Below are 26,230 nucleotides of genomic sequence, written 5' to 3' on the forward strand. Positions count from 1 at the left end.
AGTTCCGGGCCGGCGGCCCGCTGATGATCAGGGGCCAGCCGGCTCGGGAATGAGCTTCGGGCAGGAGGTACGCATGCGCGAACGCTACTACGGACGGGCCAGCAGGAACAGCGGCTCCGGGTAGACGCCCATGGCCAGCATCAGCAGCATCGACAGCAGCAGCATGACGCCGCCGGCCGACTGGGCCCAGCTCATGGACTCGCTGACGCGCTCGTAGCCGGGCATCGGCACGAACAGGGCGCTGATGACGCGCAGGTAGTAGTAGATGCCAATGGCGCTGCCCAGCACGATGCCGCTGACCAGCAGCCAGAGGTCGGACTCGACACCCACGGCGATGGCCGCGAACTTGCCGATGAAGCCGGCCGTCAGCGGGATGCCGGCCAGCGACAGCATCATGGCGGTGAAGATCGACACCACGTAGGGGCGCTGCCAGAACAGGCCCTGGTACTCGGAGAGCTTCTCGCGGTCGCGCTCGCCGGCCGGGCTGGACACCAGCGCGATCACGCCGAACACGCCCAGGGAGGTGATCAGGTAGGTGGCCATGTAGACGCCCGCCGTCTCCAGGGAGCGGCTGCCCGGGGCCACCAGCACGATCAGCAGGAAGCCGAAGTGGGCGATGGACGAGTAGGCCAGCAGACGCTTGAGGTTGTCCTGGCGCAGGGCCAGCAGGCTGCCGACGATCATCGAGGCCAGGGCCAGGATGGTCAGCGCCTTGACCACCAGCGGCGAGGGCGGGGCGCCCGCGGCGTGGAACAGGCGCAGGGCGGCGGCCAGCACGCCGGCCTTGACCACGGTGGCCAGGTAGGCCGTCACCGGGGCCGGGGCGGCCTCGTAGACGTCCGGCGTCCACTGGTGGAAGGGCACGATGGACAGCTTGAAGGCCAGGCCGGCCAGCACCATCGCCGCGCCCGCCAGCACCAGCGGCTGGCCGAGGTTGGCGTTGACCAGGATGGCGGCCAGGGCCTTCAGGTCCAGGGCGCCGGTGGCGGCATAGATCAGGGCCAGGCCGAACAGCAGGGTGGCGGAGGCGCCGGCCGACAGCACCAGGTACTTGGCGCCGCCCTCGACCGCGCGGCGGTCGGAGGTGGCGTAGGCCACGCCGGCCACCATCGGCAGGCTCAGCAGTTCCAGGCCGATCAGCAGTGTGGCGGCATGGTTGGCGCAGGCCAGGGTCAGGCCGCCGAGCGCGCCGAGCAGGATCAGCAGGTAGATTTCCTCGCGGTCGCTCCTGTAGCCCTCGAAATAGGCGTGGCACAGCGTCATCACGCCCAGCGTCGCGACCAGCACCAGCGCCATGTAGAAGCTGGCCAGCCCGTCCACCACCATCAGCGGCGTCACCTGCACCGGGCCGGTACCGGCCAGCCAGGTCGGCAGCAGCGACAGCAGGGTCAGGTTGAGGCCGACCACCGACAGGAAGGCGGTCAGGCGGTGATGGCGGCGGACCGAGATCGCCAGCATGACCGCCACGATGGTGGCGGAGATGACGAAGAAGGGCAGCAGCGCGGTGAGTTGTTGTGCGGTCATGGCGTGGTCGCTCCGCTGGCGGCGGCGCCGGAGTAGATGTGGTGCAGGGCCTGGATCGGGGCATGCGCGGCGTCGATCACCGGCTGCGGGTAGAGGCCCAGGCCCAACATCAGCAGCATCAGGACCAGCATCATCGCCAGCTCACGGTGATTGAGGTCTTCCAGCATGCCTTCCTCTCGCGGTGCGCCGTGGAAGGCCTTCTGCACCACGATCAGCGAGTACACCGCCGCCAGGATCAGTCCCGATGACGCCAGGATGGTGACCAGCGGGGCGACCGGGAAGCTGCCGACCAGGATCAGGAACTCGCCCACGAAGTTGCCCAGGCCCGGCAGGCCCAGCGAGGCGGCCGAGAAGAACAGCATGATCGGCGGCAGGTAGGGGAAGCGGGCCCACAGGCCGCCCATCTGGCGCAGGTCGCGGGTGTGCAGGCGCTCGTACAACTCGCCGCAGAGGATGAACAGCGCGCCCGCCGACAGGCCGTGCGCGATCATCTGCACCACCACGCCCTGCAGGGCCTGCTCGGTGCCGGCGTAGATGCCGATGATCACGAAGCCCATGTGCGAGACGCTGGTGTAGGCGATCAGGCGCTTGATGTCGGTCTGCGAGAAGGCCACCACCGCGCCATAGACCACGGTGAACACGCCCAGCCACATCGCGATCGGGGCGAACTCGCGCGAGGCTTCGGGGAAGAAGGGGATGCCGAAGCGCAGCAGGCCGTAGGCCGCCGTCTTCAGCAGGATGCCCGCCAGGTCCACCGAGCCGGCCGTGGGAGCCTGCGAGTGCGCGTCCGGCAGCCAGGTGTGCAGCGGTACCAGCGGGGTCTTCACGGCGAAGGCGACGAAGAAGCCGAGCATCAGCAGCCAGGCGATCTCCTTGCTCATCGGCGTGTTGAGCAGGTCGTGGTAGTCGAAGCTGATCACGCCGGTGGCCTTGTGGTGCAGGAACACCATCGCCAGGATCGCCAGCAGCATCAGGAAGCCGGAAGCCTGGGTGAAGATGAAGAACTTCACCGCCGCGTAGACCCGACCCTTGCCGCCGGGGATGTTGTGTCCCCAGAGCGCGATCAGGAAGAACATCGGCACCAGCATCATTTCCCAGAAGAAGAAGAACAGGAACATGTCCAGCGCCAGGAACACGCCGACCACGCCGCCCAGGTTCCACAGCAGGTTGAGATGGAAGAAGCCGACGTATTTGTCGATTTCACGCCAGGAGCAGATCACCGCCATCAGGCCCAGCAGGTTGGTCAGCACCACCAGCAGCAGCGACAGGCCGTCCAGGCCCAGGTGCAGGCTGATGCCGAGGCTGGGAATCCACGCGGCGCGGAATTCCACGGCCCATTGCGGTGCGGCGCCGGCCGCGGCCTGGAAGCCGGTGCCGGTGACGGAGTAGTCGCCGGTGGCCCACAGCCACAGCGAGATCACCAGCGAGAGCAGCATCGTGAAGAAGGCGATCCAGCGCGGGACGCCGAGCGACCAGCGCTCGGACTGCCAGCTCAGCAGGCCGCCGATGAAGGGGATCAGGATCAGCCAGACCAGAACCATTGTGGTCGTTCCCTATGTTCGGATCAGTGGAAGGCCACGAGGGCGATCAGCAGGCAGGTGCCGGCACCGGCCACCGCCGCGTACCAGCGCAGGCTGCCGGTCTGGGTGCGCACCAGGGCGGCGTTGAGGCCGCGCAGGCTGGCCGGGACCACGTTGATGATCGAGTCGACGACATCGTTCTTGTTGGTCTCGGCAGCCCAGACGAAGGGCTTCACGAACAGGCGGTCGTAGAGCCAGTCGAAGCCCCAGGCGCTCTTCCACAGCTTGCCGATGGGAGCGAGGCCGCCCGAGGCCAGCGCCGCCGGAATCTGCGGGCGCTTGAGGAACAGGAACCAGGACACCGCGATGCCGGCCAGCGACACGAACAGCGGCAGGTGCGGGACGATGCCGCCGTGGTGCTCGCCCTCGGGGATCGGGGCATGCGGCAGCACCGCGTCCAGCGGCAGGTGGATGAAGCCGCCGACGATCGACAGGACCAGCAGCACCGCCAGCGGGATATGGTGGTCCATGCTGTGCGCGCCATGCGGCGCGTGATGCTTGGCGTCGAAGCGCTCGGGACCGTAGAAGGTGATGAAGATCAGGCGGAAGCTGTAGACCGCGGTCAGGAAGGCGCCGAACAGGCCGGCCAGCCAGAGGTCGTGGTTCCCGGTCAGGTAGGCCTGGTGCAGGATCTCGTCCTTCGAGTAATAGCCCGAGGTGAACGGGAAGGCAGTCAGCGCCAGGGTGCCGATCAGCATGCAGGCGAATACGAAGGGGATGTGCTTGCGCAGGCCGCCCATCTTGAAGATGTCCTGCTCGTGGTGCATGGCCAGGATCACCGAGCCCGCCGAGAGGAACAGCAGCGCCTTGAAGAAGGCGTGCGTCATCAGGTGGAACACGGCGGGCTGGTAGGCCCCCACGCCCTCGGCCAGGAACATGTAGCCGATCTGGCTCATGGTCGAGTAGGCCAGGATCTTCTTGATGTCGGTCTGCATCAGCGCGGTGAACCCGGCCAGCAGCAGGGTGATGGCGCCGATGACGCCCACCATGTGCAGCGCGAACGGCGACAGCGCGAACAGGTCGTTCATGCGGGCGATCAGGTAGACGCCCGCGGTCACCATGGTCGCGGCATGGATCAGCGCGGAGACCGGGGTGGGGCCGGCCATGGCGTCCGGCAGCCAGGTCTGCAGCGGCAGCTGCGCCGACTTGCCTACCGCGCCGCCGAGCAGCAGCAGGCAGGTGGCCGTGGCCAGGGTCGAGCCCACCGCCCACTGCGTGGGGGCGATGACCGCCAGCTCCTTGATGTTCAGCGTGCCGAACTCACGGTAGAGGATGAACAGGGCGATGGCCATCAGCGTATCGCCCACGCGGGTGATGACGAAGGCCTTGCGCGCCGCGGCGCCGTTGGCCGGGTCCTTGTACCAGAAGCCGATCAGCAGGTAGGACGCCAGGCCCACGCCTTCCCAGCCGAAGTACAGGAACAGCAGGTTGTCGCCCAGCACCAGGAACAGCATGCTGGCCACGAACAGGTTCATGTAGGAGAAGAAGCGCGGGTAGGCATCGTCGCCGCGCATGTACCAGGACGCGAACAGGTGGATGAAGAAGCCGACGCCGGTGATGACCGACATCATGGTCAACGACAGGGCGTCCACGTGCAGCGTGAAGGTCGGGGCGAAGTTGCCCACCTTCATCCAGGTCCACAGGTGGACCGAGACGAAGCCGCCTTCCGGCGGTGCCGAGGAGAACTGCCAGATGGCGGCGGCGGTGGTCAGCGCGGAGATGCCGACGCTGCCGACGCCGATGGCGGCGGCCAGGTTCTCGGACATGCGGCTGCGCGACAGCGCCAGCACCAGGAAGCCGAGCAGGGGGGCGACGAAGACGAGGGGCAGGTAATTCATCATCCTTTCATCCCTTCATCTGGCTGGCGGCGTCGATGTCCAGCGTGCCGAAGCGCTTGTACAGCTGGATCACCAGGGCCAGGCCCACGCAGGCCTCGGCGGCGGCCAGCGTCAGCACGAAGATGAACATCACCTGGCCGTCGGCCTGCAGCCAGCGGCTGCCGGCGGTGACGAAGGCCAGGCCGGTGGCGTTCATCATCACTTCGATCGACATCAGCATGAAGATGATGTTGCGGCGCAGGACCAGGCCGCAGAGGCCCATCGCGAACAGGATCGCGGCGAGCAGGAGCGCATGCTCCATGGGGATGGCGTGGGGCGTCATTGTTCGGACTTGCCCAGGTGGTAGGCCGCGACCAGGCCGGCGAGCAGCAGCATCGAGGCCAGTTCGACGGCGAGCAGGTAGGGGCCGTAGAGGATGATGCCGACGTCCTTGGCGGTGATGGTCTTGAGGCCGGCGGCGGTCAGGGTGGTGTCCGGCATGATCACGCGTCCGAGCATGAACAGCAGCACGGTGGCCAGGATCGCGGGGCCGGCGGCGGCCACGGGCGACAGCCAGATGCGCTCCTGCTCGGTGGTACGGCGCCCGAGGTTGAGCATCATCACCACGAACACGAACAGCACCAGGATGGCGCCGGCATAGACGATCACCTGCAGCACGCCGGCAAACGGCGCGCCCAGCGTGAAGAAGGTGGTGGCCACCGCCAGCAGCGACAGCACCAGGTAGAGCAGGGCGTGCACCGGGTTCGGGCTGGTCACGACCAGTGCGGTCGAAAGCAGGGCGATGGCGGCGGCGACGTAGAACAGGAGTTCCATGGTCTCGGGTCCTTTAGGGCAGCAGGCTCTTGATGTCGACCGGGGCTTCCTCGTTGAGAGCCTCGCCCTTGTCCTTGCCCTTGATGGCCATGCCGGCCACCCGGTAGAAGTTGTAGTCCGGGTACTTGCCGGGACCGCTGATCAGCAGGTGCTCCTTCTCGTACACCAGGTTCTGGCGGTTGTACTCGCCCATCTCGTAGTCCGGCGTCAGCTGGATCGCGTTGGTCGGGCAGGCCTCCTCACAGAGGCCGCAGAAGATGCAGCGCGAGAAGTTGATGCGGAAGAACTCCGGGTACCAGCGGCCATCTTCCTTCTCGCCCTTCTGCAGCGAGATGCAGCCCACCGGGCAGGCTACCGCGCAGAGGTTGCAGGCGACGCAGCGCTCCTCGCCGTCCGGGTCGCGGGTCAGCACGATGCGGCCGCGGTAGCGCGGCGGCACGTAGGGCTTCACCTCAGGGTAGCTGATGGTATCGCGCGGACGCCAGCTGTGGGAGAAGATCATCCCGATGCTGCGCAGCTGGGTGTAGATGCCGTGCATCACGGCCTTGAACTGGCTCATGTCAGGCTCCGTGGTTCCACAGCACGATCGCGCCGGTGACGAGGAGGTTGATCAGCGACAAGGGCAGGCAGACCTTCCAGGCCGCGGACATCATGTGGTCGTAGCGCGGGCGCGGCAGCGCGGCGCGCAGCAGGATGAAGCTGGACATGAAGAACAGGCACTTGATCGCGAACCAGACGAAGGGAATCTTCTCGGTCCAGAAGGGGCCCTCCCAGCCGCCGAAGAACAGCGCCACCGTCAGGCCCGAGACCATGACGATGCCGACGTACTCGCCGACGAAGAACATGCCGAACTTCATGCCCGAGTATTCGGTGTGGTAGCCGGCCGCCAGCTCCGACTCCGCTTCCGGCAGGTCGAAGGGCGTGCGGTGCGTCACCGCCACCGCGGCCAGCGACCAGACGCAGAAGCCGATGAACTGCGGGACGATGAACCAGACGTTCTGCTGCTGGTACTCGACGATCTCGCGCAGGTTGAACGTGCCGGCCTGCATCACCACGCCCATCAGCGACAGGCCCATGAACACTTCATAGGAGATGGTCTGCGCGGTGGAGCGCAGGCCGCCCAGCAGCGAGTACTTGCTGTTGGAGGCCCAGCCGCCGAGCATCACCGCGTACACGGCCAGGCCGCCGATGGCGAAGAAGAACAGCATGCCGAGATCGGCCGACGAGACGCCCCAGGTCGGCGTGATCGGCACGAACAGGAAGCCCAGCATCATCATGCTCATCGCGATCAGGGGCGCCAGGATGAAGGTGGCCTTGTCGACGAAGGGCGGCGTCCAGTCTTCCTTGAAGAAGATCTTGATCATGTCCGCGATCACCTGGCCGAGGCCGAAGGGACCGATGCGGTTGGGGCCGTAGCGGTCCTGCCACAGCGCCAGCAGGCGGCGTTCCAGCCAGATCATCCAGGCGGCCGACAGCACCAGGCCCAGCAGGATGATCACGGCCTTGACCATCGCCCAGATCGCGGCGAGGACCACCGGCGAGCTCAGCCAATCCACGAAGGCGGACATGCGCTCAGGCTCCCTTGGCGACGGTGGCGGCGCTGCCGGCCTTGAGGGGCGGGACGCCGGCCAGGCCCACGGGCAGGCCCAGCACGCCGGCCGGCAGGTCCGGGCGGACGCGGGCGGGCAGGCTGAAGGTCTGGCCGTCGAGCGTGATGCTGATGCGCTCGGCGTGGTTCACGCCCAGGCGCGCGGCGTCGCCGACGCTGAGGGCGGCATAGCTGGCCGGGATGCGCTGCTGGATCGGGGCCGCCAGCGACGACAGCTCCTCGCTGCCGAAATGCTGGTACAGCGGCTCCACGCGCAGGGCGCCGTTGGGCTTGAGGGCCGCGGGCACCGCCGAGTAGTAGGCGGGGCGCGAGGCGGCGGCCTTCACCAGGTGCACGCCGGGGTCGCCGCCGCGCAGCGCGCCGCCGACCTCGGCCTGGAACTTGTTCCAGGCCTGCGGGCTGTTCCAGCCCGGCGCCCAGGCGAAAGGCAGCAGCTCCGGCGGGCGGTCGACGCCGGAGGCGCCGTTGACGCCTTCCATCGAGAAGGCCAGGGCGGAGTCGGCGTCCTGCGTGGAGCGCGGCTCGTGCACGAAGATGTTGGCGCGGGCTGCGGTGCGGCCGGACTGGCGCTGCGGCGCGCGCGCGATCTTCATGCCCTTGATGCGGAAGCTGGCATTGGGGGCGGCGGCGGCGATGCCCTTGAGCGCGGGCAGGGCGGCCTCGGCCTGGGCCAGGACCTCGTCCAGGTTCTCCCGGGCCGCATCGCCGTTCTGGAGGCGGTCGAGCCAGCGCCAGGATTCGGCGACGGCGACCGAGCGGTCGTAGTAGGCGGGGTCGAAGTTCTGGAAGTAGCGCTGGGCGCGGCCTTCGTAGTTGATCAGCGTGCCGTCACCCTCGGCGAAGCTTGCCGCCGGCAGCAGGGCCTGGGCGCGCTGCGCGGTGCGGGTGTCCTGGTGATCCAGCACGATCAGCGTGGAGCGGGCCAGGGCGGCGTCGACCTGGGCGGCCGGCAGGCGCGCATAGAGGTCATTCTCCACCACCACCAGCACGCTGGGCTGGGCGGCCGCGCGGGCCAGCGCGGCTTCCAGGTCCACGGCCTCGAACAGGGCCAGGCCGATGCTGTTGGACTCGGGCACCGCCAGGCAGATTTCGGCGGCCGGGTGGCTGGCCTGCAGGGCCCAGGCGATGTTGGCGGCGGCCTGGATCACGGCGGCATCGCCGCAGCCGGTGCCGGAGATCACCAGCGGCCGCTTGGCGGCCTTGAGCGCGGCGGCGATGCGCTGCGCCAGCTCGGCGGTCTTCGTGTCGAGACCTTCGACCGCCGGGCTGGACGCATCCAGCGCGTGGGCGATGGCATAGCCCAGGCGGGCCAGGTCCGGCGCGGCCGCGCGGTGCGTGGCCGCGGCGATGTCATCGAAGCGGGTGGCCGCCGGGGTGGCGACGAATACCGGGTTCAGCAGGCGCTGCGCGATGTCCTTGGCCGAAGCGGCCTGCCAGTCCGGCACCTTCTTCTCGGCGCACATCGTGTCGGCCTTGCCCTTGGCGGCTTGGCGCAGGGCCAGGGCGATGCGCGGCGCGGTCGCCAGCACGTCCTCGCCCAGCACCAGCACGGCGTCGGCGTCCTCGATCGAGGACGGAGTGGCGCACTTGGCCGGCCCCTGGCGCAGCACGTCCAGGCAGAGGCGGGTCAGGGCGGCATCCAGTGCGGTCTGGCCGTTGCTGAAGTGGGCGGTGCCGACCAGCTCGCGCAGGGCGTAGTTGGATTCGATCGAGGCGCGGGGCGAACCGATGCCCAGCACCGGCTTGCCGGCCTGGAGCTGTTGGCGGATGAAGTCCAGCGTATCGCCGGCATCCATCGCCTCGCGGCGGCCGTCCTTGCTCACCAGCAGCTGGCGCGGGCGGTCCTTGCGGTTGACGTGGCCGTAGCCGAAGCGGCCGCGGTCGCAGAGGAAGTAGCCGTTGAGCTCGCCGTGGTAGCGGTTTTCGATGCGGCGCACCTCGCCATAGCGTTCGCCCGGGGAGATGTTGCAGCCCACCGAGCAGCTGGCGCAGATGCTGGGCGAGAACTGCATGTCCCACTTGCGCGTGTAGCGCTCGGAGTGGGTCTTGTCGGTGAAAACGCCGGTGGGGCAGACCTCGGTGAGGTTGCCGGAGAACTCGCTCTCCAGCGTGCCGTCCTTCTCGCGGCCGAAGTAGACGTTGGCGGCGGAGCCGTAGACGCCCAGGTCGGTGCCGCCGGCGTAGTCGTTGTAGAAGCGCACGCAGCGGTAGCAGGAGATGCAGCGGTTCATCTCGTGCGCGATGAACGGGCCCAGCTCCTGGTTGCGGTGGGTGCGCTTGGTGAAGCGGTACTCGCGGTTGTGATGACCCGTCATCACCGTCATGTCCTGCAGATGACAGTGGCCGCCTTCCTCGCAGACCGGGCAGTCGTGCGGGTGGTTGGTCATCAGGAAGGAGATGATGGTCTCGCGGAACTCCTTGGATTCCTCGTCGTCGATCGAGATCCAGGTGTTGTCCGTGGTCGGCGTCATGCAGGACATGACGATGCGGCCCTGCTTGTCGTCGCCGTCCTTGTACTGCTTGACGGCGCATTGGCGGCAGGCGCCGACGGAATCCAGCGCCGGGTGCCAGCAGAAGTAGGGAATGTCCAGGCCCAGCGAGAGGCAGGTCTGCAGCAGGTTCTCGCCGCCCTTGACCTCGTACTGCTTGCCGTCAACGTGAATGATTGCCATGAATCAGCTCGCTTTCTTCTGGGCGAGGTCGCGGTCCGTCGTGATGTCCGGCAGACCCGCGGGAAGGATGCAGACGTCGGGCTTGGCCGAGTCGATGTCGCAGACGATGCCGATCTCGAATTCGTCGCGGAAATACTTGATCGCCGACTGCAGCGGCTCCATCGCACCCGGCGCGTGGGCGCAGAAGGTGCGGCCCGGGCCGAGCCAGCGCGTCATCTTGGAGAGCTGCTCGATGTCGCCGGTCTTGCCCTGGCCGTTCTCGATGGCGCGCAGGATCTTGACCGTCCAGGGCAGGCCGTCGCGGCAGGGCGTGCACCAGCCGCAGGACTCGCGGGCGAAGAACTCTTCCAGGTTGCGCACCGCCGAGACGATGCTCTGGTCCTCGGCCACGACCGTGATCAGGCCGGTGCCCATGCGCGAACCGGCGCGGGCGATGGTGTCGAAGTCCATCGGCAGGTCCAGGTGCTCGGGCAGCAGGAAGTCGGTGGACGCGCCGCCCGGCAGCCAGGCCTTGAGCTTCTTGCCGCCGCGCATGCCGCCGGCATGCACTTCCAGCAGCTCGCGGGCGGTGGTGCCCATCGGCAGCTCCCAGCAGCCCGGCTGGTTGGCCCGGCCCGAGACGCCGTACATCTTGGTGCCGGCGTCGCTGGTCTTGCCCTGGTTCAGCTCCTTGAACCAGGTGGGGCCGTTGAGCAGGATGTGCGGTACGTTGGACAGCGTCTCGACGTTGTTGACGATCGTCGGACGGCCCCAGAGGCCGGCGATCTGCGGGAAGGGCGGCTTGGCGCGCGGGTTGGCGCGGCGTCCTTCCAGCGAGTTGATCAGCGCGGTTTCCTCGCCGCAGATGTAGCGGCCGGCGCCGGTGTGCACGTAGAGCTCGAAGCTCCAAGGACCGCCGAGGATGTTCTGGCCCAGCAGGCCCGCGGCGCGGGCCTCGGCGATGGCCTTGTTCAGGCGCTCGGCGGCGACGACGTACTCGCCGCGCAGGAAGATGTAGCCGGTCTGAGCCTGGATGGCGTAGGCCGCCACCGCCATGGCTTCCACCAGCTGGTGCGGGGCCTGCTCCATCAGCAGGCGGTCCTTGAAGGTGCCGGGCTCCATCTCGTCGGCATTGCAGACGAGGTACTTGGCGCCGGCATCCGGCCCCATGGGAATCAGCGACCACTTGATGCCGGTGGGGAAGCCGGCGCCGCCGCGGCCGCGCAGGTTGGCTTCCTTGACCTTGGCCTGCACGTCCTGCGGCTTGAGGTCCTTGATCGCCTTGCGCAGGGCGGCATAGCCGCCCTCCGCCTCGTGGCCCTTCAGGTCCAGGGGACCGGCGGCCGTGTCGATCAGGCGCGTCAGCGGCTTCTGGTAGTTCGGGTCCTTCGCGCTGCGCAGGCTCACTGATAACCCCCCAGGATCGCGGCGACGTCCTTGGGCTCCACCGGCCCGTGCAGGTCGTCGTCGATCATCATCGTGGCGCCGCGGTCGCAGGCGCCCAGGCAGCAGATCGGCAGCAGCGTATAGCGGCCGTCCTTGGTGGTCTGGCCATAGCGGATGCCGAGCTGCTTCTCCAGCTCGTCGCGCAGCTCGTCGTAGCCGGTGAGATGGCAGGAGATGCTGTCGCAGACCTTGATCACGTGGCGGCCCACCGGGCGGCGGAAGATCAGGCTGTAGAAGGTGGCCACGCCCTCGAGGTCGGCGGCGCTGATGCCGATGGCGGCGGCGATCACCGGGATCGCGTCGTCCGGCACCCAGCCGCGGTGCTTCTGCACCGCCTTGAGCGCGTCGATGCTGGCCGCGCGGCCGTCGGGGTAGTGGGTCAGGGCGTGCTCGATCTCGTGGCGCTCCTCGTCGCTGAGGACGAAGGAGGGCTTGTTGAGGTCGGCGAGTTTGACGACTTTATCTGTCGACATCGGCCATCACGAAGTCAATGCTGGCGATATAGGCGATCAGGTCGGGCACCATCTGCCCGTTGATCGCCGCCGGAATCTGCTGCAGGTGCGCGAAGCTCGGCGTGCGGATGCGCGTGCGGTAGCTCATCGTGCTCGCGTCGCTGGTGAGGTAGTAGCTGTTGATGCCCTTGGTCGCCTCGATCAGCTGGCTGGTCTCGCCGGCCGGCATCACCGGCCCCCAGGACACGTCGAGGAAGTGCGTGATCAGCGTTTCGATGTCGCGCAGCGTGCGCTCCTTCGGCGGCGGGCAGGTCAGCGGGTGATCCGCCTTGTACGGGCCGGAAGGCATGTTGTTGAGGCACTGCTCGATGATGCGCAGCGACTGGCGGATCTCTTCTTCGCGCGCCAGGGTGCGGTCGTAGCAGTCGCCCTTGTGGAACACCGGCACCTCGAAGTCGAAGTTCTCGTAGCCGGAGTAGGGGCGGACCTTGCGCAGGTCGTAGTTGCAGCCGGTGGCGCGCAGGCCGGGGCCGGTGACGCCCCATTCCAGCGCGCAGGCGGTGTCGTAGGCGGCCACGTCGCGCGAACGCGACTTGAAGATGGCGTTCTCGACCGCGGCCTTCTTGTACTCGTCGAGGCGCTTGGGCATCCAGTCCAGGAACTCGCGGACCTTCTTGTCCCAGCCCTGCGGCAGGTCATGCGCCACGCCGCCGATGCGAAACCAGGCCGGGTGCATGCGGAAGCCGGTCACCGCCTCGATCACGTCGTAGGCCTTCTGGCGGTCCACGAACATGAAGAACACCGGCGACATGGCGCCGACGTCCTGGGCGTAGGTGCCGTAGAACAGCAGGTGCGAGGTGATGCGGAAGAACTCCGCCATCATCACGCGGATGGTCTGGACGCGCTCCGGCACCTTGATGCCGGCGAGCTTTTCCAGCGCCAGCACGTAGGGCAGGTTGTTCATCACGCCGCCGAGGTAGTCGATGCGGTCGGTGTACGGGATGTAGCTGTGCCAGGACTGGCGCTCGCCCATCTTCTCGGCGCCGCGGTGGTGGTAGCCGATGTCCGGCACGCAATCCACGACTTCCTCGCCGTCGAGCTGCAGCACCACGCGGAAGGCGCCATGCGCCGCCGGGTGGTTGGGGCCGAAGTTGAGGTACATGAAGTCGTGGTCGGCGGTGCCACGCTTCATGCCCCAATCCTCGGGGACGAAGCGCAGCGCCTCCTGCTCCATGTCCTGCTTCAGGGAGTCCAGGTAGAAGGGATCGAACTCGGTGGCGCGCGCCGGGTAGTCCTTGCGCAGCGGGTGGCCGGTCCAGGTCGGCGGCAGCAGGATGCGCCGCAGTCCCGGATGGCCCTCGAAGACGATGCCGAACATGTCCCAGGCCTCACGCTCGTACCAGTTGGCGTTGAGGTAGACATTGGTGATGGTCGGCAGGGAGGGGCTCTCGCCCTGCAGCGCCACCTTCAGGCGCACGTCACCCTTGCCGCGGGTGGCGATGTCGCGGTCGATCGACAGCAGGTGGTAGATCACCGTGAAGTCGGCTGCCGGCAGGCCGTGGCGGTGCTTGCGCAGCCGCTCGTCCATCGCCGTCAGGTCGTACAGCATCTTGTAGGGCTTGGGCGCCTCGTTCTTGAGGTAGCGCAGCACCTCGTGCAGGCGGTTGGCGGGCAACCACAGGGTGGGCACCTGGTCGACCGTGGCCTGCAGCGTGAAGAGGTTCTCGCCGAAGCGCGCGTACAGTTCGCGGACGACTTCGGGCAGGGCGGGGGCTCCGTCGGCGGCCATTAGAGCTTTCCCATGAGCAATACGCGCACGCGACGGAGGTCGTTTTGGCGTTCCGCTAACCCTATCGACCCGCGGTGTACACGAGTACATAAGGGGCGATACGGGCCGCGGGGCGCGAAAACGGCCCCGTCCCTCCGGGTTGCGCCGGAAATCGCGCCATGCTGCGCCGGCCACTGCTTATTTGGAACCACCAAACCGCGCATCGACCGACTTGCCGGGCGCGATTTCTGGCAGCAACGCGTGTGCGTATTGCTCATGGGGAGGCTCTCTACACCGAGTCCGGCGTGCGGAGGATGGTCTGCGCGCGGCGCTCCTCGGCCTTGAGGTCGCGCTGCGACGGCATCTTGGCCTTGTAGATGCCCTGGTCGCCCACGACCCAGGACAGCGGGCGCTGCTCCTTGCCGATGGAGTCCTGCAGCATCATCAGGCCCTGCAGGAAGGCCTCGGGGCGGGGCGGGCAGCCCGGCACGTAGAGGTCCACCGGCAGGAACTTGTCCACGCCCTGCACCACGGAATAGATGTCGTACATGCCGCCGGAGTTGGCGCAGGAGCCCATGCTGATGACCCACTTGGGCTCCAGCAACTGCTCGTACAGGCGCTGGACCACCGGCGCCATCTTGATGAAGCAGGTGCCGGCGATGACCATGAGGTCCGCCTGGCGCGGCGAGGCGCGGATGACCTCGGCGCCGAAGCGGGCCAGGTCATGGGTCGGCGTGAAGGCCGTGGCCATTTCCACGTAGCAGCAGGACAGGCCGAAGTTGTACGGCCAGATCGAGTGCTTGCGGCCCCACTGGACCAGGTCCGAGAGCTTGGCCGTCAGCACGTTGCGGCGGACCTGCTCCTCGGTGAACGTCTCTTCCGCCGGCTTGGCGAAGGGCGACACGCCGGTCGGACGGTTCGGGTCGATTCGGGTAAGGGTGTATTGAGGCATGGGGGCTGGCTCGCGCTTGCCGGGGGAGGGCCGATCAGGTCTGCTTTTCTTCGCGCTGGCGGCGCGCCTTGCGCGCCTGCGGCGACCAGTCGAGGGCGCCGACGCGGACGAGGTAGACCAGGCTGGCGCCCAGGATGGAGATGAAGATGAAGGCCTCGATGAAGCCCATCCAGCCGGCTTCCCGCAGCGACACGGCCCAGGCGTAGAGGAACAGGGCCTCCACGTCGAAGATCACGAAGAACACGGCCACCAGGTAGAACTTGGCGGAGAGGCGCAGCTTTTCGGGGGAGCCGGACACCACGCCCGACTCGAAGGGTTCGTTGCGGGCGCGGGCGGCGGAACGGCCGCCGAGCAGCCAGGAGAGGACCAGCATCAGGGCACAGAGGCCGAACACGCCGACGATGTAGAGGGCGGTACCCCAGAACTCGGGCGATTCCGGAACACTGGCGAAATCGGTCATTCGTGGCCTCGTACGGTCGCTCGTCTGTCTTGTCGTGGGCAGGGCACCATGGGCGGCCGCAACGGACATGCCTGAAGTCCGGGCGACGTGGCTAAAACTTCCCCAGGGGTGGCGGCCTGCATGCCGTCCGAACGGATTATAGACCGGCGAGGTGGCAAAGCGCTGAATTTTTTGTCGGAAGTTGCAGGGGTGTTGACAGCAGAAGGCCCGCATGTGCGGGCCTTCGGTGTGCAACTCCGGTGTACAGCCGTGACGCTTACTTCTCCACGAAGGCGCGCTCGATGACGTAGTCGCCCGGGGTGCCGATGTGCGGGGAGATCTGGAAGCCGCGGCTGTCGAGGATCTCGCAGGAGTCCTTCAGCATCTGCGGGCTGCCGCAGATCATCACGCGGTCGGTCACCGGGTTCAGGTCCGGCAGGCCGATGTCGGCGGCCAGCTTGCCGCTGCGGATCACGTCGGTCAGGCGGCCCTGGTTGCGGAAGGGCTCGCGGGTGACCAGCGGGTAGTAGATCAGCTTGTCACGCACCAGCTCGCCCAGGATCTCGTCCTGGGGCAGGCCTTCCAGGTAGTCCTTGTAGGCCAGGTCGTTGACATTGCGCACGCCATGGATCAGCACGATCTTCTCGAAGCGCTCGTAGGCCTCGGGGTCCTTGACCAGGCACATGAAGGGGGCCAGTCCGGTGCCGGTGCTGAAGTAGTACAGGTTCTTGCCCGGGTTCAGGTCGTCCAGCACCAGGGTGCCGGTCGGCTTGGTGCTGACCAGCAGCTCGTCGCCTTCCTTCAGGTGCTGCAGCCGCGAGGTCAGGGGGCCGTTCTGCACCTTGATGCTGAAGAACTCGAGATGTTCCTCGTAGTTGGCGCTGGCGATGGAATAGGCGCGCATCAGCGGGCGGCCGTTGACCTCCAGGCCAATCATGACGAACTGGCCGTTGCGGAAGCGCAGGCCCGGACCGCGGGTCGTCTTGAAACTGAACAGCGAGTCGTTCCAGTGGTGAACGCTCAGGACACGCTCGGGGGCGAACTTGGCCATTTCAATCCATGGTGCAGTGCAAAATGGGGCGCAATCTTAAGACAAAATCCTGCCGGCGGTGGCGGCCCGGCTTCCAATCGTCTGAAAAAAGTGCGTCCGGGAATAAAAAACCGGGCGGAATTGTCAGGTTAAGCTTGATGCGGCGCCTCACCCGCAGGGACTACCGCCGGTATTTATGGCCGCTGCCAGCCGGCCGCGATGATGGCCATGCCCGCCAGGGCGATCCCGGCGCCGGCCCAGTCCCAGGGGCTCAGCCGCACCCCGTCCACCAGCCGCAGCCAGACCAGGGCGGTGGCCACGTAGACCCCGCCATAGGCGGCGTAGACCCGGCCGCTGGCGGCGGGGTGCAGGGTCAGCAGCCAGACGAAGAGAGCCAGGCTGGCCGCCGCGGGCAGCAGCAGCCAGGCGGACCGGCCCTGGCGCAGCCAGAGCCAGGGCAGGTAGCAGCCGATGATCTCGGCCAGGGCGGTGGCGAAGAACAGCAGGGTGGTCTTGAGCATGGTCTGGCCATGCTAGAGCAGTTCGAGGGTGAAACGCGGGCCCTTGCCAGGATGAAGGGCAGTGAACGGCGCCTCTTCATCGGCTGGTGATCTTGGGGCCTCAGACTGCCGCTTTTCCGAGGGGAGTCCCCGATGATGCGGCGTCGCAGGTTCCTGCAGGGTCTGGGTGGCTTGTCCGGGGCGGCCCTGTTGCCGGGCTGCGGTAGCAGCGATCCGGTGGAGGACGCGGCGGGCAAGGTCCGCTTCGATCATGGCGTGGCCAGCGGCGACCCGCTGCAGGACCGGGTGATCCTGTGGACCCGTGTGACGCCGGAGCGCGATGGACCGGTGCGGGTGCGCTACCTCGTGGCGCGGGACCCGGAGATGAAGGACCTGGTGGCCTCCGAGACCGTGATGACGGACCGTGCGCGGGACTATACGGTGAAGGTGGACCCGGCGGGCCTGGCTGCCGGCATGCACTACTGGTACCGCTTCGAGGCGGGTGGGGCGGTGTCGCCGGTGGGGCGCACCAAGACCCTGCCGGTGGGAGCGGTGGACCGGCTACGCTTCGCCTTTACCTCCTGCTCCAACTACCCGGCCGGCTATTTCGGGGTCTACGGCCGCATCGCGGAGCGCCTGGACCTGGACGCGGTGTTCCACCTGGGCGACTACATCTACGAGTCCGGCTCCACCGGCCTGGACGGGCGTGACCACAGCAACGGCCGCGAGATGGTCACGCTGGACGACTACCGCGACCGCCACGCCCAGTACCGGACGGACCCGGACCTGCAGGCGATGACGCGCCAGCACCCGATGATCGTGGTCTGGGACGACCACGAATCCACCAACGACTCCTACCGGGATGGCGCCCAGAACCACACCGAGGGCGACGAGGGCGCCTGGGAGTTCCGCAAGGCGGCCTCGATCATGGCCTACTTCGAGTGGCTGCCGATCCGCATGGCGGATCCGGAGGACCCGCAGCGCATCTGGCGGCAATTCGTGTTCGGCGACCTGGTGGACCTGATCATGCTCGATACGCGCCTCTACGGCCGCGAGGAGCCGCTGGGCATCCTGCCGGGCGGGCCGGAGCTGAACGATCCCGCGCGCCAGCTGCTGGGCCTGCGCCAGGAGAACTGGCTGGTGGAGCGGCTGACCGCGTCCAGCGCGAAGTGGAAGCTGCTGGGCCAGCAGGTGATGTTCGGCCAGCTGCGCCTGGCCTCGCTGCCGGACCTGTCGCTGCTGGGCCTGACGCTGGCCGAGGAACTGCTGGCGCTCAACGGCGACCAGTGGGACGGCTACCCGGCGGCGCGCGACCGCGTATTCGACGCGGTGGAGCGCGGCTCGGTGGAAAACCTGGTGGTGCTGACCGGCGACATCCACAGCTCCTGGGGCAACGAGCTGTACCGCGACCCGGGCGAGCTGCTGACGCTGCTCGACAACATCGTGGGCGATCCGCTGGACCTGGGACTGATCAAGGCGCATGGCGTGGAATTCGTGTCGCCCTCGGTCACGTCCAGCGGCCTGCCGGCGGGCACCACGCCGCTGCTGCGCACCGCCTTCGGCCTGATCGACCCGCACATCAAGTACTTCGACGGCGAGCGCCACGGCTATGTGCTGCTCGACATCACGCCGGAACGCACCCAGGGTGAATGGTGGTACGTCGATACGATCCTGCAGAAGGATTCGCCGGAGCGGTTCGGCGCGGCGCTGTACACGCGCAGCGGCGAGAACCGGCTGCGCAGCGCCGCGGAGCCGAGCACGCCGGCCGAGGCGGCCGCACCGGCACCCTGGGGCATGGCCTATCCGATTCAAGCGAGGACATGATTCCGTCATGCCGGCTCTCGCCGGCATGACGGGTATCTGGGGGCATGCGTGCGCCCAATCCTGGCAAGCCCCAGACGGGCGCTGCGCCGCGGGCATGCCTGTTGCTGTGCAAAGGGCAGGGCCTTCCGCCTCGGGCGCGTAGGCAGGATTTACTGGCGGGATTCGTCCGCCCGCGGGGCCAGTTCCGCGGGTGGCCGCCTTAAGATTCACGCATTGGTTTTCTTGCGGTTCTTCGGGGATCAGGCAGTAATGACGTCCATCAGCGCAGGCGCCCCGGCAGAGGGCGCCGCCAGGATCGGTTGCACCGTCGCCGTGCCGCGGCCCGGGGCCGCGGCATGATGCCGCTCCTGCAGCGCCCGCTGGCCGACGGCCACGCCTCGGACCAGGCCTTCTACCGGCAGCGGCTGGGATCGGCGGCGGCCGAGTCCCTGCGCCGTACCGTGCGCGGCGAGCTGGCCTGGCTGCTGGCGCCATTCATGCATCACCTGCCCCAGGCCCTGGCCGAGTATGAAAGCCGCGCCGCCGATCCGGTGCGACGCGAGGCGATCCGCGAGCTGCGCGGGCTGTTCGGCGTCATCTCCGAGCGCTGGGTGGACACCTTCATCTATGCAGTGGATGCGCGCCTGATCGGCAGCGGTGCCGGCCTGGACGAGGCGCAGCCGGGCGACGAGCTGCTGTCCGGGCGCACCGAGCTGCAGGCGGAGGAGAAGTACGCCCGCCTGCTCTGCGAGCTCGACGACCGCCTGCAGCTGATCCGCCGCACGCTCTACGTTCCGGTGAACGTCCGCGCCCTGGCGCCGGCCGGCCTGTCACGCGCGCTGCAGGACACCGCGCAGCAGCTGGGTTGGCCGGCGGGGCACATGAAATTCCTGTTCGCCCGCTTCGGCGAGGACGTGCTGCTGCGCCTGGGCGAGCTCTACCGCGGCCTGATGGTGGCGCTGCGTGCCATCGGCAGCACGGCCCAGCAACTGGACGCGCAGCTTTCCTCGCTGCCGGCGCAGGCGCCGCCGCCGCGCGAACCCAAGGTGGACGAGGGCACGCTGTCCATGCTGCGCCACTACGCCGCCGCGGCCGACGAGCGCTACTACGACGACCGCTCGCTGGCGGCCGACCTCCTGGCGCTGGCCGAGAAGCAGTCCATGCCCGACATGGCCGACGAACAGCGCCATGCCCCGCTGCAGCGCATGAGCGTGGCGGGCCAGTTCTTCAGCGAGGCGGTGGCGGACCCGCTGCTGCCGCGCGAACTGCGCCAGCGCCAGGACGCGGTGCGCCTGCCGCTGGTCAAGACGGCGCTGGCCGACGCCACGCTGTTCACCTCGCCGCACCACCCGGTCAGCAGCCTGGTGGACGAGATGATGCTCAAGGCGGCTACCGCCCGCGTCACCGGCGACGAGGAGGAGAAACGCGCGGCGGAGCGCCTGGAGCAGCTGCTGGTGCAGTTCGAGCTGGCGCCGGATTTCGTGCGCCAGGCGATCCTGACCCAACAGCCGATCGACGAAGCCCAGGTCGAGAAGTTCCTGGAGGCCAAGCGGGCGCGCGCCCAGGAGCGGCGCCAGTCGGTACTGCACGCGGTGCAGCGGCGGGTGACGGAGGAACTGAGGTTGTCCACCTTCGGGCGCGAGGTTCCGGCCGCGGTCCAGGATTTCCTGCACCGCTGCTGGGGGCCGCTGCTGATGAAGGGACTGCTGGACCACGGCCCCGGCGACCCGCGCTGGCGCCAGGACCTGGACCTGGTGGACCAGCTCGTGGAGCAGTCGGAGCTGCAGGGCTTCGGCGAGGACGAGGAATGGGCTGCGCTGATGCTGCGCCTGACCCAACGCATGGCCATGTCGGGCATGCGCGACGACCGTATCGAGCAGGGCATCGCCACGCTGCGCATGCTGCGCCGCGCAGCCTGAGGCGCCGCGCTCAGGCGCGGACGGCGCTCACCAGCATGTAGTGCTCGATGTATTGTGCGCGCTCGTAGTAGATGTCGAGCGACTGCTGCAGCTGGGCGCGCGTGACCTGCCGGCGCAGCAGCGCTTCGTGGGCGTAGTTCACCATGTGCCGGTAGTGCCCCCGCCAGCAGTTCTCCGTGGCATCCACCATGGCGCCGGGCAGGAAGCCGCAGCGCTGGTACAGCGCGCGGTATTCGTCCAGGCTGGCGACGTGGTTGTCGCTGATGCGGCGCTCGTGGCTGTCGTCGGCGCGCTGCGTCGTCAGGATGTCGCTCAGCACCAGATGGCCGCCCGGCTTGAGCACGCGCGCGGCTTCGCGCAGGAACTTCTCGCGGGTGTTGAAGTGGAAGGCGGCCTCGACGCAGATCACGGCGTCGAAGGAAGCGTCCGGGAAATCCAGCGCGGTGGCGTCCATCAGCAGGAAGGTCGCGCCCGGCACCAGCTCGCGGCCCCGGGCCAGCTGGCGCTCGGAAATGTTGATCGCGGTGATCTGCTGCGCCGGATAGAAGGAGGAGAGATAGCGGGAGGTTTCGCCCTTGCCGCAGGCGACGTCGAGAATCCGCCCCTTCTTTTCCGGGATGAAGCCCAGGAGCTGGGCCATCAGGGCGTCGCAGGCCGACTTGGCGTCCGGCGTTGCGTCCGTCCAGTAACCGAAGTTGGTGTAGTGGCTTCCGCCGTAGTAGTTGATCAGGCGTTCGCTGAACATCGACGCGTCGTAGAAGCGATTGATGTTCTCTGCCAGATCCTTGGCTTGCGTGGTCATCTGAAGGCTATCCGTGGCACAGCGGATTTCGTCCGCTCAGGGCAGGAGCCCGCCGATCGACGGGTGCCGCTGCCAGGAGGCGGACCCCCTCCGGGAGTCTAGTGGCCAAGCTATATGACCGGCCGGTCCGTTTGTCGCCCGTTTGTATCCGCTCGGCGCAGTCCCAAAGTAGTGCACAGGACTGATTCATCCGTCATGAAAACAATCGTGATCGACCTCAGCGCCCGCAGCGCCTCGGGCCGGGAAATCACGGCGCTCTCAGGCGGGGCCATGCCGGCATGCGGCGAACATACATTCGTACACGCCGGGGGCTGCGGATCAGCGGCTCCGCAGGATCGCCGCCAGATCCTCCGGTAGCGGCATCGGCCGGAAGGCGCTGACGTTCGCTCCTCCGGTATTGCCCTCCGGCACCCAGATGCGCGAGAACAGCAGCGCCGCCAGCATCCGCAGGGTCTGCCCGAGGACCTCGCGCGCATCCCTGCGCCGCCAGCCGGCACGCCACATCCAGGCATGGCTGCGGACATGGTCCCCGGTACGGCGCTGCGACAGGATATGGGCACGCTCGAAGTGCCGGAACGCCGCGTCGGCGGCGTTCCGGGCGAGCAGCCGGCGGCCCAGCCGCAGTTCGCTCTCGATGGCTTGCTTCAGGTGCTCCATGGCGGATTCTCCCTTGAGAAGGCGCCAGCCTGAGCCCGGACCCCGGACCTGACTTCAAGTCTCCTCAGGCGGCCTCCTTGCGGTAGGCCAGCCGGTACAGCGCAGGCAACACCAGCAATGTCAGAAGGGTCGAGGAGACGATGCCGCCGATCACCACCGTGGCCAGCGGGCGCTGCACCTCAGCGCCGGTGCCGACGTTCAGCGCCATCGGCAGGAAGCCGAGGCCGGCCACCAGGGCCGTCATCAGCACCGGCCGCAGGCGGGTGGCGGCACCCTCGAAGATCGCCGTGTCCAGCGCCGCGCCGCCGCGGCGCAGCTGGCCGATGAAGGACACCATGACCAGGCCGTTGAGCACGGCAACCCCGGAGAGCGCGATGAATCCGACGCCGGCGGAGATCGACAGGGGAATCCCGGTCAGCCCTAGCGCCAGCACGCCGCCGGTCAGGGCCAGCGGCACGCCGGAAAAGACCAGCAGGGAGTCCTTCCAGGAGCCGAAGGCCAGGTAGAGCAAGCCCAGGATCAGGAGCAGGGCCATCGGCACCACCAGCCGCAGGCGCTGTGTCGCCGAGATCAGCTGCTCGAAGGTACCGCCGTAGCCGATCCAGTAGCCGGCCGGCAGCTTCACCGATGTGCCGAGCTGCTGCTGCGCTTCCGCGACGAAGCTGCCCAGGTCGCGCCCGCGGACGTTGGCGGTGACCACCACGCGGCGCTTGCCGTTCTCGCGATTGACCTGGTTGGGACCCGGCGCGATGCTGATTTCAGCCAGCTCCCGCAGCGGTGCGTAGCCACCCCCGGGCAAGGGCACCGGCAGGTTTTCGATCGCCGCCGGCTGGTTGCGCAGGGACTCCGGCAGGCGCACCACCAGCTCGAAGCGGCGGTCACCCTCGAAGACTTCGCCGGCCACCTGTCCTCCCAGGGCGATCGACACGACCTCCTGCACGTCGGCCACGTTGAGTCCGTAGCGGAACAGCAGCTCGCGCCGCGGGCGGATGGTCATCACAGGCAGGCCGGTGACCTGTTCCAGGCGCACGTCGGCGGCACCGGGCAGCTCCTTCAGCAACGCCTCGATGCGCTCGCCCTGCTGTTCCAGCACCGCCAGATCGTCGCCGTAGATCTTCACCGCCAGGTCGGAGCGCACGCCGGAGATCAGCTCGTTGAAGCGCATCTGGATCGGCTGGGTGAACTCGTAGTTGTTGCCGGGTACGCGCGAGACGGCGGCCTCCAGTTCGCGCACCAGCGCCGCCTTGGGCTTGTCCGGATCAGGCCATTGCTTGCGGGGCTTGAGCATGATGAAGGTGTCGGCGACGCTGGGCGGCATCGGGTCGGTGGCGATGTCGGCGGTCCCCAGCTTGGCCACCACGCGATCCACCTCGGGGAACTGGCGGATCACTTCCTCCACGCGCTTCTGCATGGCGATGGCCTGCTCCAGTCCGGTGCCGGGAATGCGCATGGCATGCATGGCGATGTCGCCCTCGTCCAGCGTCGGCAGGAACTCGGAGCCCATGCGCGTGGCCAGCCAGCCGGAGAGCAGCACCAGCAGGGCGGCGCCGCCGACCATCGGCCACCGCCGTGCCAGTGCCAGGCGCAGGGCCGGTTCGTAGGCGCGGCGGGCGGCGCGCATGACGCGGTTGTCGTGCTCCTCCACCTTGCCGGTGACGAACAGCGCCACCGCCGCCGGCACGAAGGTCACCGACAGGATCAGTGCGCCGGTCAGCGCCAGCGCCACGGTGAAGGCCATGGGGTGGAACATCTTTCCCTCCACGCCGGTGAGCGTGAAGATCGGCAGGTAGACCACCAGGATGATGAAGACGCCGAACAGGCTGGGGCGCACAACCTCCGCCGTGGCGGCGCGTACCGCCTGCAGGCGCTCGGCCAGGTCCAGCAGCCCGCCGCGGCGGCGCTGCTCCTCGGCCAGCCGCCGCAGGCAGTTCTCCACGATGATCACCGCGCCGTCGACGATCAGGCCGAAGTCGAGCGCGCCCAGGCTCATCAGGTTGCCGCTGATGCGGTTGGCCACCATGCCGCTGATCGTGAACAGCATCGCCAGCGGGATGATCAGCGCCGTGACCACGGCGGCGCGCAGGTTGCCCAGCAGGGCGAACAGCACCGCCACCACCAGAACGGCGCCCTCGAACAGGTTCTTCTTCACGGTGTCGATGGTCTTGTCGACCAGGACGGTGCGATCGTAGACCGCCTCCGCCACCAGGCCGTCCGGCAGCGACCGGTTGATCTCCTCCAGCTTGGCTGCCGTGCGGCGCGAGACCTCGCGACTGTTCTCGCCGATCAGCATGAACACGGTGCCCAGCACCACCTCCTCGCCATCCATCGTGGCGGCACCGGTGCGCAGGTTGTGCCCGATGGACACCTCGGCGACGTCGCCGATGCGGACCGGGGCGCCGTCACGCTGGCCCACCACGATGCGCCGGATGTCCTGCAGCCCCTGGACCTGGCCCGGCGAGCGGATCAGGTACTGAGAGCCGTTGCGCTCGATGTAGCCGGCACCGACGCTGGCGTTGTTGGCGGCCAGCGCCTGCACCAGGTCGCGCAGGCCCAGTCCGTAGGCCATCAGCCGGCCAGGCAGGGGCGCCACCAGGTATTCGCGCTCGTGGCCGCCGACGTTGTTGATCTCGGTGACGCCGGGCACCTTGGCCAGCTGCGGCTGCACGATCCAGTCCATCACCGTGTGCAGGTCCATGCCATCCCAGGGCTGGCCGTCGGGCCGCAGGGCACCGGCCTTCGGCTTGACCGTGAACATGAAGATTTCGCCCAGGCCGGTGGCGATGGGGCCCATGGCCGGTTCGGCGCCGGGCGGCAACGAGGAGCGTGCCTCCAGCAGGCGCTCCGCCACGAGTTGCCGGGCAAAGTAGATGTCGGTGCCGTCCTTGAACACCACCGTGACCTGCGACAGGCCGTAGCGCGACAGCGAGCGGGTGTACTCCAGCCGCGGCAGGCCCGCCATGGCATTCTCGATGGCGAAGCTGATGCGCTGCTCCGCCTCCAGCGGCGAATAGCCGGGCGCCTCGGTGTTGATCTGGACCTGGACATTGGTGATGTCCGGCACCGCGTCGATCGGCAGGCGGAAGTAGTTCCAGGCACCCAGTGCGGCCATGGCCGCGACGGCGATCAGCACCAGCCAGCGGTGCCTGATGGATGACTCAATGATTCTTTCGAGCATGGTCAGGCGCTCATCCTAGTGGTCGTGGCTCGCGCCCGACTTCTCGATGTCGGCCTTGACCAGGTAGCTGTTGGCGCTGACGTAGCGCGTGCCCGGCTTGATCCCGCCGAGCACCTCGGTCATCTCGCCGTCGCTGCGGCCCAGTTCCAGCATGCGCGCCTCGTAGGTTTCGCCGACCTGGGCGAACACCACCGTGAAGTCGCGGAAGGGCTGCAGGGCGGTGTTGACTATGGCCAGGGGCACCGGGCTTTCGCCAATCACCACCTCGGCCGTCACGAACTGCCCGGGCGTCCACTGGCCCTGGGCATTGTCCAGCGGGACACGCGCGACCAGCATGGGACCGCCGCCTTCCGCCGAGGCGATGGCGCCGATGCGGCCCTCGCCGGACTGATGGGCATCGGCCGCGGTGATCTTCACCGCCTGGCCGGCCTGCAGACGTGCGCGGTCGCGAGGGAACACGGTCAGTTCGGCCCAGACGCTGGCGTAGTCGGAGATCACGAACAACGCGCGTTCTCCGGTGGCCTCGCCGGGGTTGGCGGCGCGCTGCGTGACCAGGCCCGAGATGGGCGCGGTGACGGCATAGGTCTGCAGGCTTTCGTTGCTCTCCACTGTGGCCAGCAGCTGGCCGGCCTTCACCGGCTCGCCGAGCCGTGCCGAAACGCTGCGCACCACGCCGGGGAAGCGCGCGGCGACTTCACGCACCCGTTCGGCGTTGGGGCGGATGCTGCCGTAGAGCGGCAGGCGCTCGCGCAGGCTGCCGGGGCCGGCGACGGCGGTGCGGATGCCCATGCTGCGCGCCATCTCGGCCCCGATGCGGGTTCGCCCCTCGTACGAGTCGTAGGTCCAGGCGTGCTTCCTTCCGTCATGCACGGCCTCGACGCGCACGTCGAAGGAGTGCGGTTCGGCGACCATGCCGCTGCCCTTGAGGTAGTCCTGCTCCGGCGTGAAGCGGAACAGGCTCCTTTCGCCATCGAGCCGCGTCAGTTCGACCGTCAGGCTCAGCCCGGACGGCGCCAGCGGCTTGCCGCCATGGCGGGCGTAGACGTGGAATTCGGGCGGCACGCCGTCCTCGAAGATCGCGATCTCGAGCTCTAAGTCGCCGTCGGTGAGCAGGCGGCCGCCATGGGGTCCCCTGGCTTCCGTGGTTGCGGCGTGGCCCTGCGCTTCGTCATGGCCGTGGCCATGCTCGTCGGCGGCTCCGGGCTGGGGCTTGCAGGCTGCCAGCGACAGGGCCAGCAGCAGGATGAGAGTCTTGTTCATGGGTATTCCGGT

21 protein-coding genes are annotated in these 26,230 nt (G+C 68.1%); 2 read left to right on the top strand and 19 right to left on the bottom strand.

What is annotated here, in order from left to right:
* Positions 1-87: 87 nt before the first annotated feature.
* From nuoN to C3942_RS12620, 15 genes are all read right to left on the bottom strand, one after another.
* Positions 88-1,524 carry an NADH-quinone oxidoreductase subunit NuoN gene (gene nuoN / locus C3942_RS12550; RefSeq protein WP_104230686.1) on the bottom strand — a complete coding sequence of 479 codons (1,437 nt, stop codon included), beginning with the start codon at positions 1,522-1,524 and terminating at the stop codon, positions 88-90.
* Complete coding sequence (gene nuoM, locus C3942_RS12555) at positions 1,521-3,065, bottom strand: NADH-quinone oxidoreductase subunit M (protein WP_104230687.1); 1,545 nt, start codon at positions 3,063-3,065, stop codon at positions 1,521-1,523. Before nuoM ends, nuoN begins: the two co-directional genes overlap by 4 nt.
* Before the next feature lie 23 nt (positions 3,066-3,088).
* The gene (gene nuoL, locus C3942_RS12560; protein WP_104230688.1) at positions 3,089-4,942 is read right to left on the bottom strand and encodes an NADH-quinone oxidoreductase subunit L; all 1,854 of its coding nucleotides are present in this window, start codon (positions 4,940-4,942) and stop codon (positions 3,089-3,091) included.
* A 7-nt stretch (positions 4,943-4,949) separates the two neighbouring features.
* A complete protein-coding gene (gene nuoK, locus C3942_RS12565; protein ID WP_243393592.1) occupies positions 4,950-5,264 on the bottom strand; it encodes an NADH-quinone oxidoreductase subunit NuoK in 315 nt (104 codons plus the stop codon).
* Positions 5,261-5,755: an NADH-quinone oxidoreductase subunit J gene (gene nuoJ, locus C3942_RS12570; protein WP_104230689.1), complete on the bottom strand. Its 495-nt coding sequence runs from the start codon at positions 5,753-5,755 to the stop codon at positions 5,261-5,263. The genes nuoK and nuoJ overlap by 4 nt, the downstream gene beginning before the upstream one ends.
* 13 nt (positions 5,756-5,768) lie before the next feature.
* The gene (gene nuoI / locus C3942_RS12575; protein WP_104230690.1) at positions 5,769-6,314 is read right to left on the bottom strand and encodes an NADH-quinone oxidoreductase subunit NuoI; all 546 of its coding nucleotides are present in this window, start codon (positions 6,312-6,314) and stop codon (positions 5,769-5,771) included.
* A gap of 1 nt (position 6,315) precedes the next feature.
* Positions 6,316-7,311 (bottom strand): NADH-quinone oxidoreductase subunit NuoH, encoded by a 996-nt coding sequence (gene nuoH, locus C3942_RS12580; protein ID WP_104230815.1) that lies wholly within the window; start codon positions 7,309-7,311, stop codon positions 6,316-6,318.
* 16 nt (positions 7,312-7,327) lie between these two features.
* Entirely contained in the window at positions 7,328-10,036 is a 2,709-nt protein-coding gene (nuoG, locus tag C3942_RS12585) for an NADH-quinone oxidoreductase subunit NuoG (protein WP_104230691.1), read from the bottom strand.
* 3 nt (positions 10,037-10,039) lie between these two features.
* The gene (nuoF, locus tag C3942_RS12590) at positions 10,040-11,422 is read right to left on the bottom strand and encodes an NADH-quinone oxidoreductase subunit NuoF (protein WP_207766069.1); all 1,383 of its coding nucleotides are present in this window, start codon (positions 11,420-11,422) and stop codon (positions 10,040-10,042) included.
* A complete protein-coding gene (gene nuoE / locus C3942_RS12595) occupies positions 11,419-11,934 on the bottom strand; it encodes an NADH-quinone oxidoreductase subunit NuoE (protein ID WP_104230692.1) in 516 nt (171 codons plus the stop codon). The genes nuoF and nuoE overlap by 4 nt, the downstream gene beginning before the upstream one ends.
* Positions 11,921-13,702 (bottom strand): NADH-quinone oxidoreductase subunit C/D, encoded by a 1,782-nt coding sequence (gene nuoC / locus C3942_RS12600; protein WP_104230693.1) that lies wholly within the window; start codon positions 13,700-13,702, stop codon positions 11,921-11,923. Before nuoC ends, nuoE begins: the two co-directional genes overlap by 14 nt.
* 268 nt (positions 13,703-13,970) lie before the next feature.
* Positions 13,971-14,633, bottom strand: a complete 663-nt coding sequence (locus C3942_RS12605; RefSeq protein ID WP_104230694.1) for a NuoB/complex I 20 kDa subunit family protein — start codon at positions 14,631-14,633, stop codon at positions 13,971-13,973.
* A 34-nt stretch (positions 14,634-14,667) separates the two neighbouring features.
* Positions 14,668-15,093, bottom strand: a complete 426-nt coding sequence (ndhC, locus tag C3942_RS12610) for an NADH-quinone oxidoreductase subunit A (RefSeq protein ID WP_104230695.1) — start codon at positions 15,091-15,093, stop codon at positions 14,668-14,670.
* 256 nt (positions 15,094-15,349) lie between these two features.
* The gene (locus tag C3942_RS12615; protein ID WP_104230696.1) at positions 15,350-16,123 is read right to left on the bottom strand and encodes a ferredoxin--NADP reductase; all 774 of its coding nucleotides are present in this window, start codon (positions 16,121-16,123) and stop codon (positions 15,350-15,352) included.
* A gap of 173 nt (positions 16,124-16,296) precedes the next feature.
* Positions 16,297-16,623 carry a YnfA family protein gene (locus tag C3942_RS12620; RefSeq protein ID WP_104230697.1) on the bottom strand — a complete coding sequence of 109 codons (327 nt, stop codon included), beginning with the start codon at positions 16,621-16,623 and terminating at the stop codon, positions 16,297-16,299.
* 135 nt (positions 16,624-16,758) lie between these two features.
* On the opposite strand from C3942_RS12620, the gene C3942_RS12625 reads away from it, so the two are divergent.
* Positions 16,759-18,426, top strand: coding sequence for an alkaline phosphatase D family protein (locus C3942_RS12625; protein WP_243393594.1), 1,668 nt, complete (start codon positions 16,759-16,761; stop codon positions 18,424-18,426).
* A 335-nt stretch (positions 18,427-18,761) separates the two neighbouring features.
* Positions 18,762-20,324 carry a DUF1631 family protein gene (locus C3942_RS12630; RefSeq protein ID WP_104230699.1) on the top strand — a complete coding sequence of 521 codons (1,563 nt, stop codon included), beginning with the start codon at positions 18,762-18,764 and terminating at the stop codon, positions 20,322-20,324.
* 10 nt (positions 20,325-20,334) lie between these two features.
* Here C3942_RS12630 and C3942_RS12635 read toward each other — a convergent pair whose 3' ends face one another.
* The 4 genes from C3942_RS12635 to C3942_RS12650 all read right to left on the bottom strand — a co-directional run bounded on the left by C3942_RS12635 (position 20,335) and on the right by C3942_RS12650 (position 26,218).
* The gene (locus C3942_RS12635; RefSeq protein ID WP_104230700.1) at positions 20,335-21,126 is read right to left on the bottom strand and encodes a class I SAM-dependent methyltransferase; all 792 of its coding nucleotides are present in this window, start codon (positions 21,124-21,126) and stop codon (positions 20,335-20,337) included.
* Between the two features lie 318 nt (positions 21,127-21,444).
* Positions 21,445-21,783 (bottom strand): DUF3703 domain-containing protein, encoded by a 339-nt coding sequence (locus C3942_RS12640; protein WP_104230701.1) that lies wholly within the window; start codon positions 21,781-21,783, stop codon positions 21,445-21,447.
* A gap of 64 nt (positions 21,784-21,847) precedes the next feature.
* Complete coding sequence (locus C3942_RS12645) at positions 21,848-24,958, bottom strand: efflux RND transporter permease subunit (RefSeq protein ID WP_104230702.1); 3,111 nt, start codon at positions 24,956-24,958, stop codon at positions 21,848-21,850.
* Positions 24,959-24,973: 15 nt separating this feature from the next.
* Positions 24,974-26,218: an efflux RND transporter periplasmic adaptor subunit gene (locus C3942_RS12650; RefSeq protein WP_104230703.1), complete on the bottom strand. Its 1,245-nt coding sequence runs from the start codon at positions 26,216-26,218 to the stop codon at positions 24,974-24,976.
* Positions 26,219-26,230: the final 12 nt, after the last annotated feature.

Source organism: Solimonas fluminis (assembly GCF_002930645.1).
Taxonomy (GTDB): domain Bacteria; phylum Pseudomonadota; class Gammaproteobacteria; order Nevskiales; family Nevskiaceae; genus Solimonas_A; species Solimonas_A fluminis.

Excerpts from the sequence above, each read along its gene's own strand:
- nuoN (WP_104230686.1), bottom strand. The coding sequence starts at position 1,524 with ATGACCGCACAACAACTCACCGCGCTGCTGCCCTTCTTCGTCATCTCC.
- nuoM (WP_104230687.1), bottom strand. The coding sequence starts at position 3,065 with ATGGTTCTGGTCTGGCTGATCCTGATCCCCTTCATCGGCGGCCTGCTG.
- nuoL (WP_104230688.1), bottom strand. The coding sequence starts at position 4,942 with ATGAATTACCTGCCCCTCGTCTTCGTCGCCCCCCTGCTCGGCTTCCTG.
- nuoK (WP_243393592.1), bottom strand. The coding sequence starts at position 5,264 with ATGACGCCCCACGCCATCCCCATGGAGCATGCGCTCCTGCTCGCCGCG.
- nuoJ (WP_104230689.1), bottom strand. The coding sequence starts at position 5,755 with ATGGAACTCCTGTTCTACGTCGCCGCCGCCATCGCCCTGCTTTCGACC.
- nuoI (WP_104230690.1), bottom strand. The coding sequence starts at position 6,314 with ATGAGCCAGTTCAAGGCCGTGATGCACGGCATCTACACCCAGCTGCGC.
- nuoG (WP_104230691.1), bottom strand. The coding sequence starts at position 10,036 with ATGGCAATCATTCACGTTGACGGCAAGCAGTACGAGGTCAAGGGCGGC.
- nuoE (WP_104230692.1), bottom strand. The coding sequence starts at position 11,934 with ATGTCGACAGATAAAGTCGTCAAACTCGCCGACCTCAACAAGCCCTCC.
- nuoC (WP_104230693.1), bottom strand. The coding sequence starts at position 13,702 with ATGGCCGCCGACGGAGCCCCCGCCCTGCCCGAAGTCGTCCGCGAACTG.
- C3942_RS12605 (WP_104230694.1), bottom strand. The coding sequence starts at position 14,633 with ATGCCTCAATACACCCTTACCCGAATCGACCCGAACCGTCCGACCGGC.
- ndhC (WP_104230695.1), bottom strand. The coding sequence starts at position 15,093 with ATGACCGATTTCGCCAGTGTTCCGGAATCGCCCGAGTTCTGGGGTACC.
- C3942_RS12615 (WP_104230696.1), bottom strand. The coding sequence starts at position 16,123 with ATGGCCAAGTTCGCCCCCGAGCGTGTCCTGAGCGTTCACCACTGGAAC.
- C3942_RS12620 (WP_104230697.1), bottom strand. The coding sequence starts at position 16,623 with ATGCTCAAGACCACCCTGCTGTTCTTCGCCACCGCCCTGGCCGAGATC.
- C3942_RS12625 (WP_243393594.1), top strand. The coding sequence starts at position 16,759 with ATGCGGCGTCGCAGGTTCCTGCAGGGTCTGGGTGGCTTGTCCGGGGCG.
- C3942_RS12630 (WP_104230699.1), top strand. The coding sequence starts at position 18,762 with ATGATGCCGCTCCTGCAGCGCCCGCTGGCCGACGGCCACGCCTCGGAC.
- C3942_RS12635 (WP_104230700.1), bottom strand. The coding sequence starts at position 21,126 with ATGACCACGCAAGCCAAGGATCTGGCAGAGAACATCAATCGCTTCTAC.
- C3942_RS12640 (WP_104230701.1), bottom strand. The coding sequence starts at position 21,783 with ATGGAGCACCTGAAGCAAGCCATCGAGAGCGAACTGCGGCTGGGCCGC.
- C3942_RS12645 (WP_104230702.1), bottom strand. The coding sequence starts at position 24,958 with ATGCTCGAAAGAATCATTGAGTCATCCATCAGGCACCGCTGGCTGGTG.
- C3942_RS12650 (WP_104230703.1), bottom strand. The coding sequence starts at position 26,218 with ATGAACAAGACTCTCATCCTGCTGCTGGCCCTGTCGCTGGCAGCCTGC.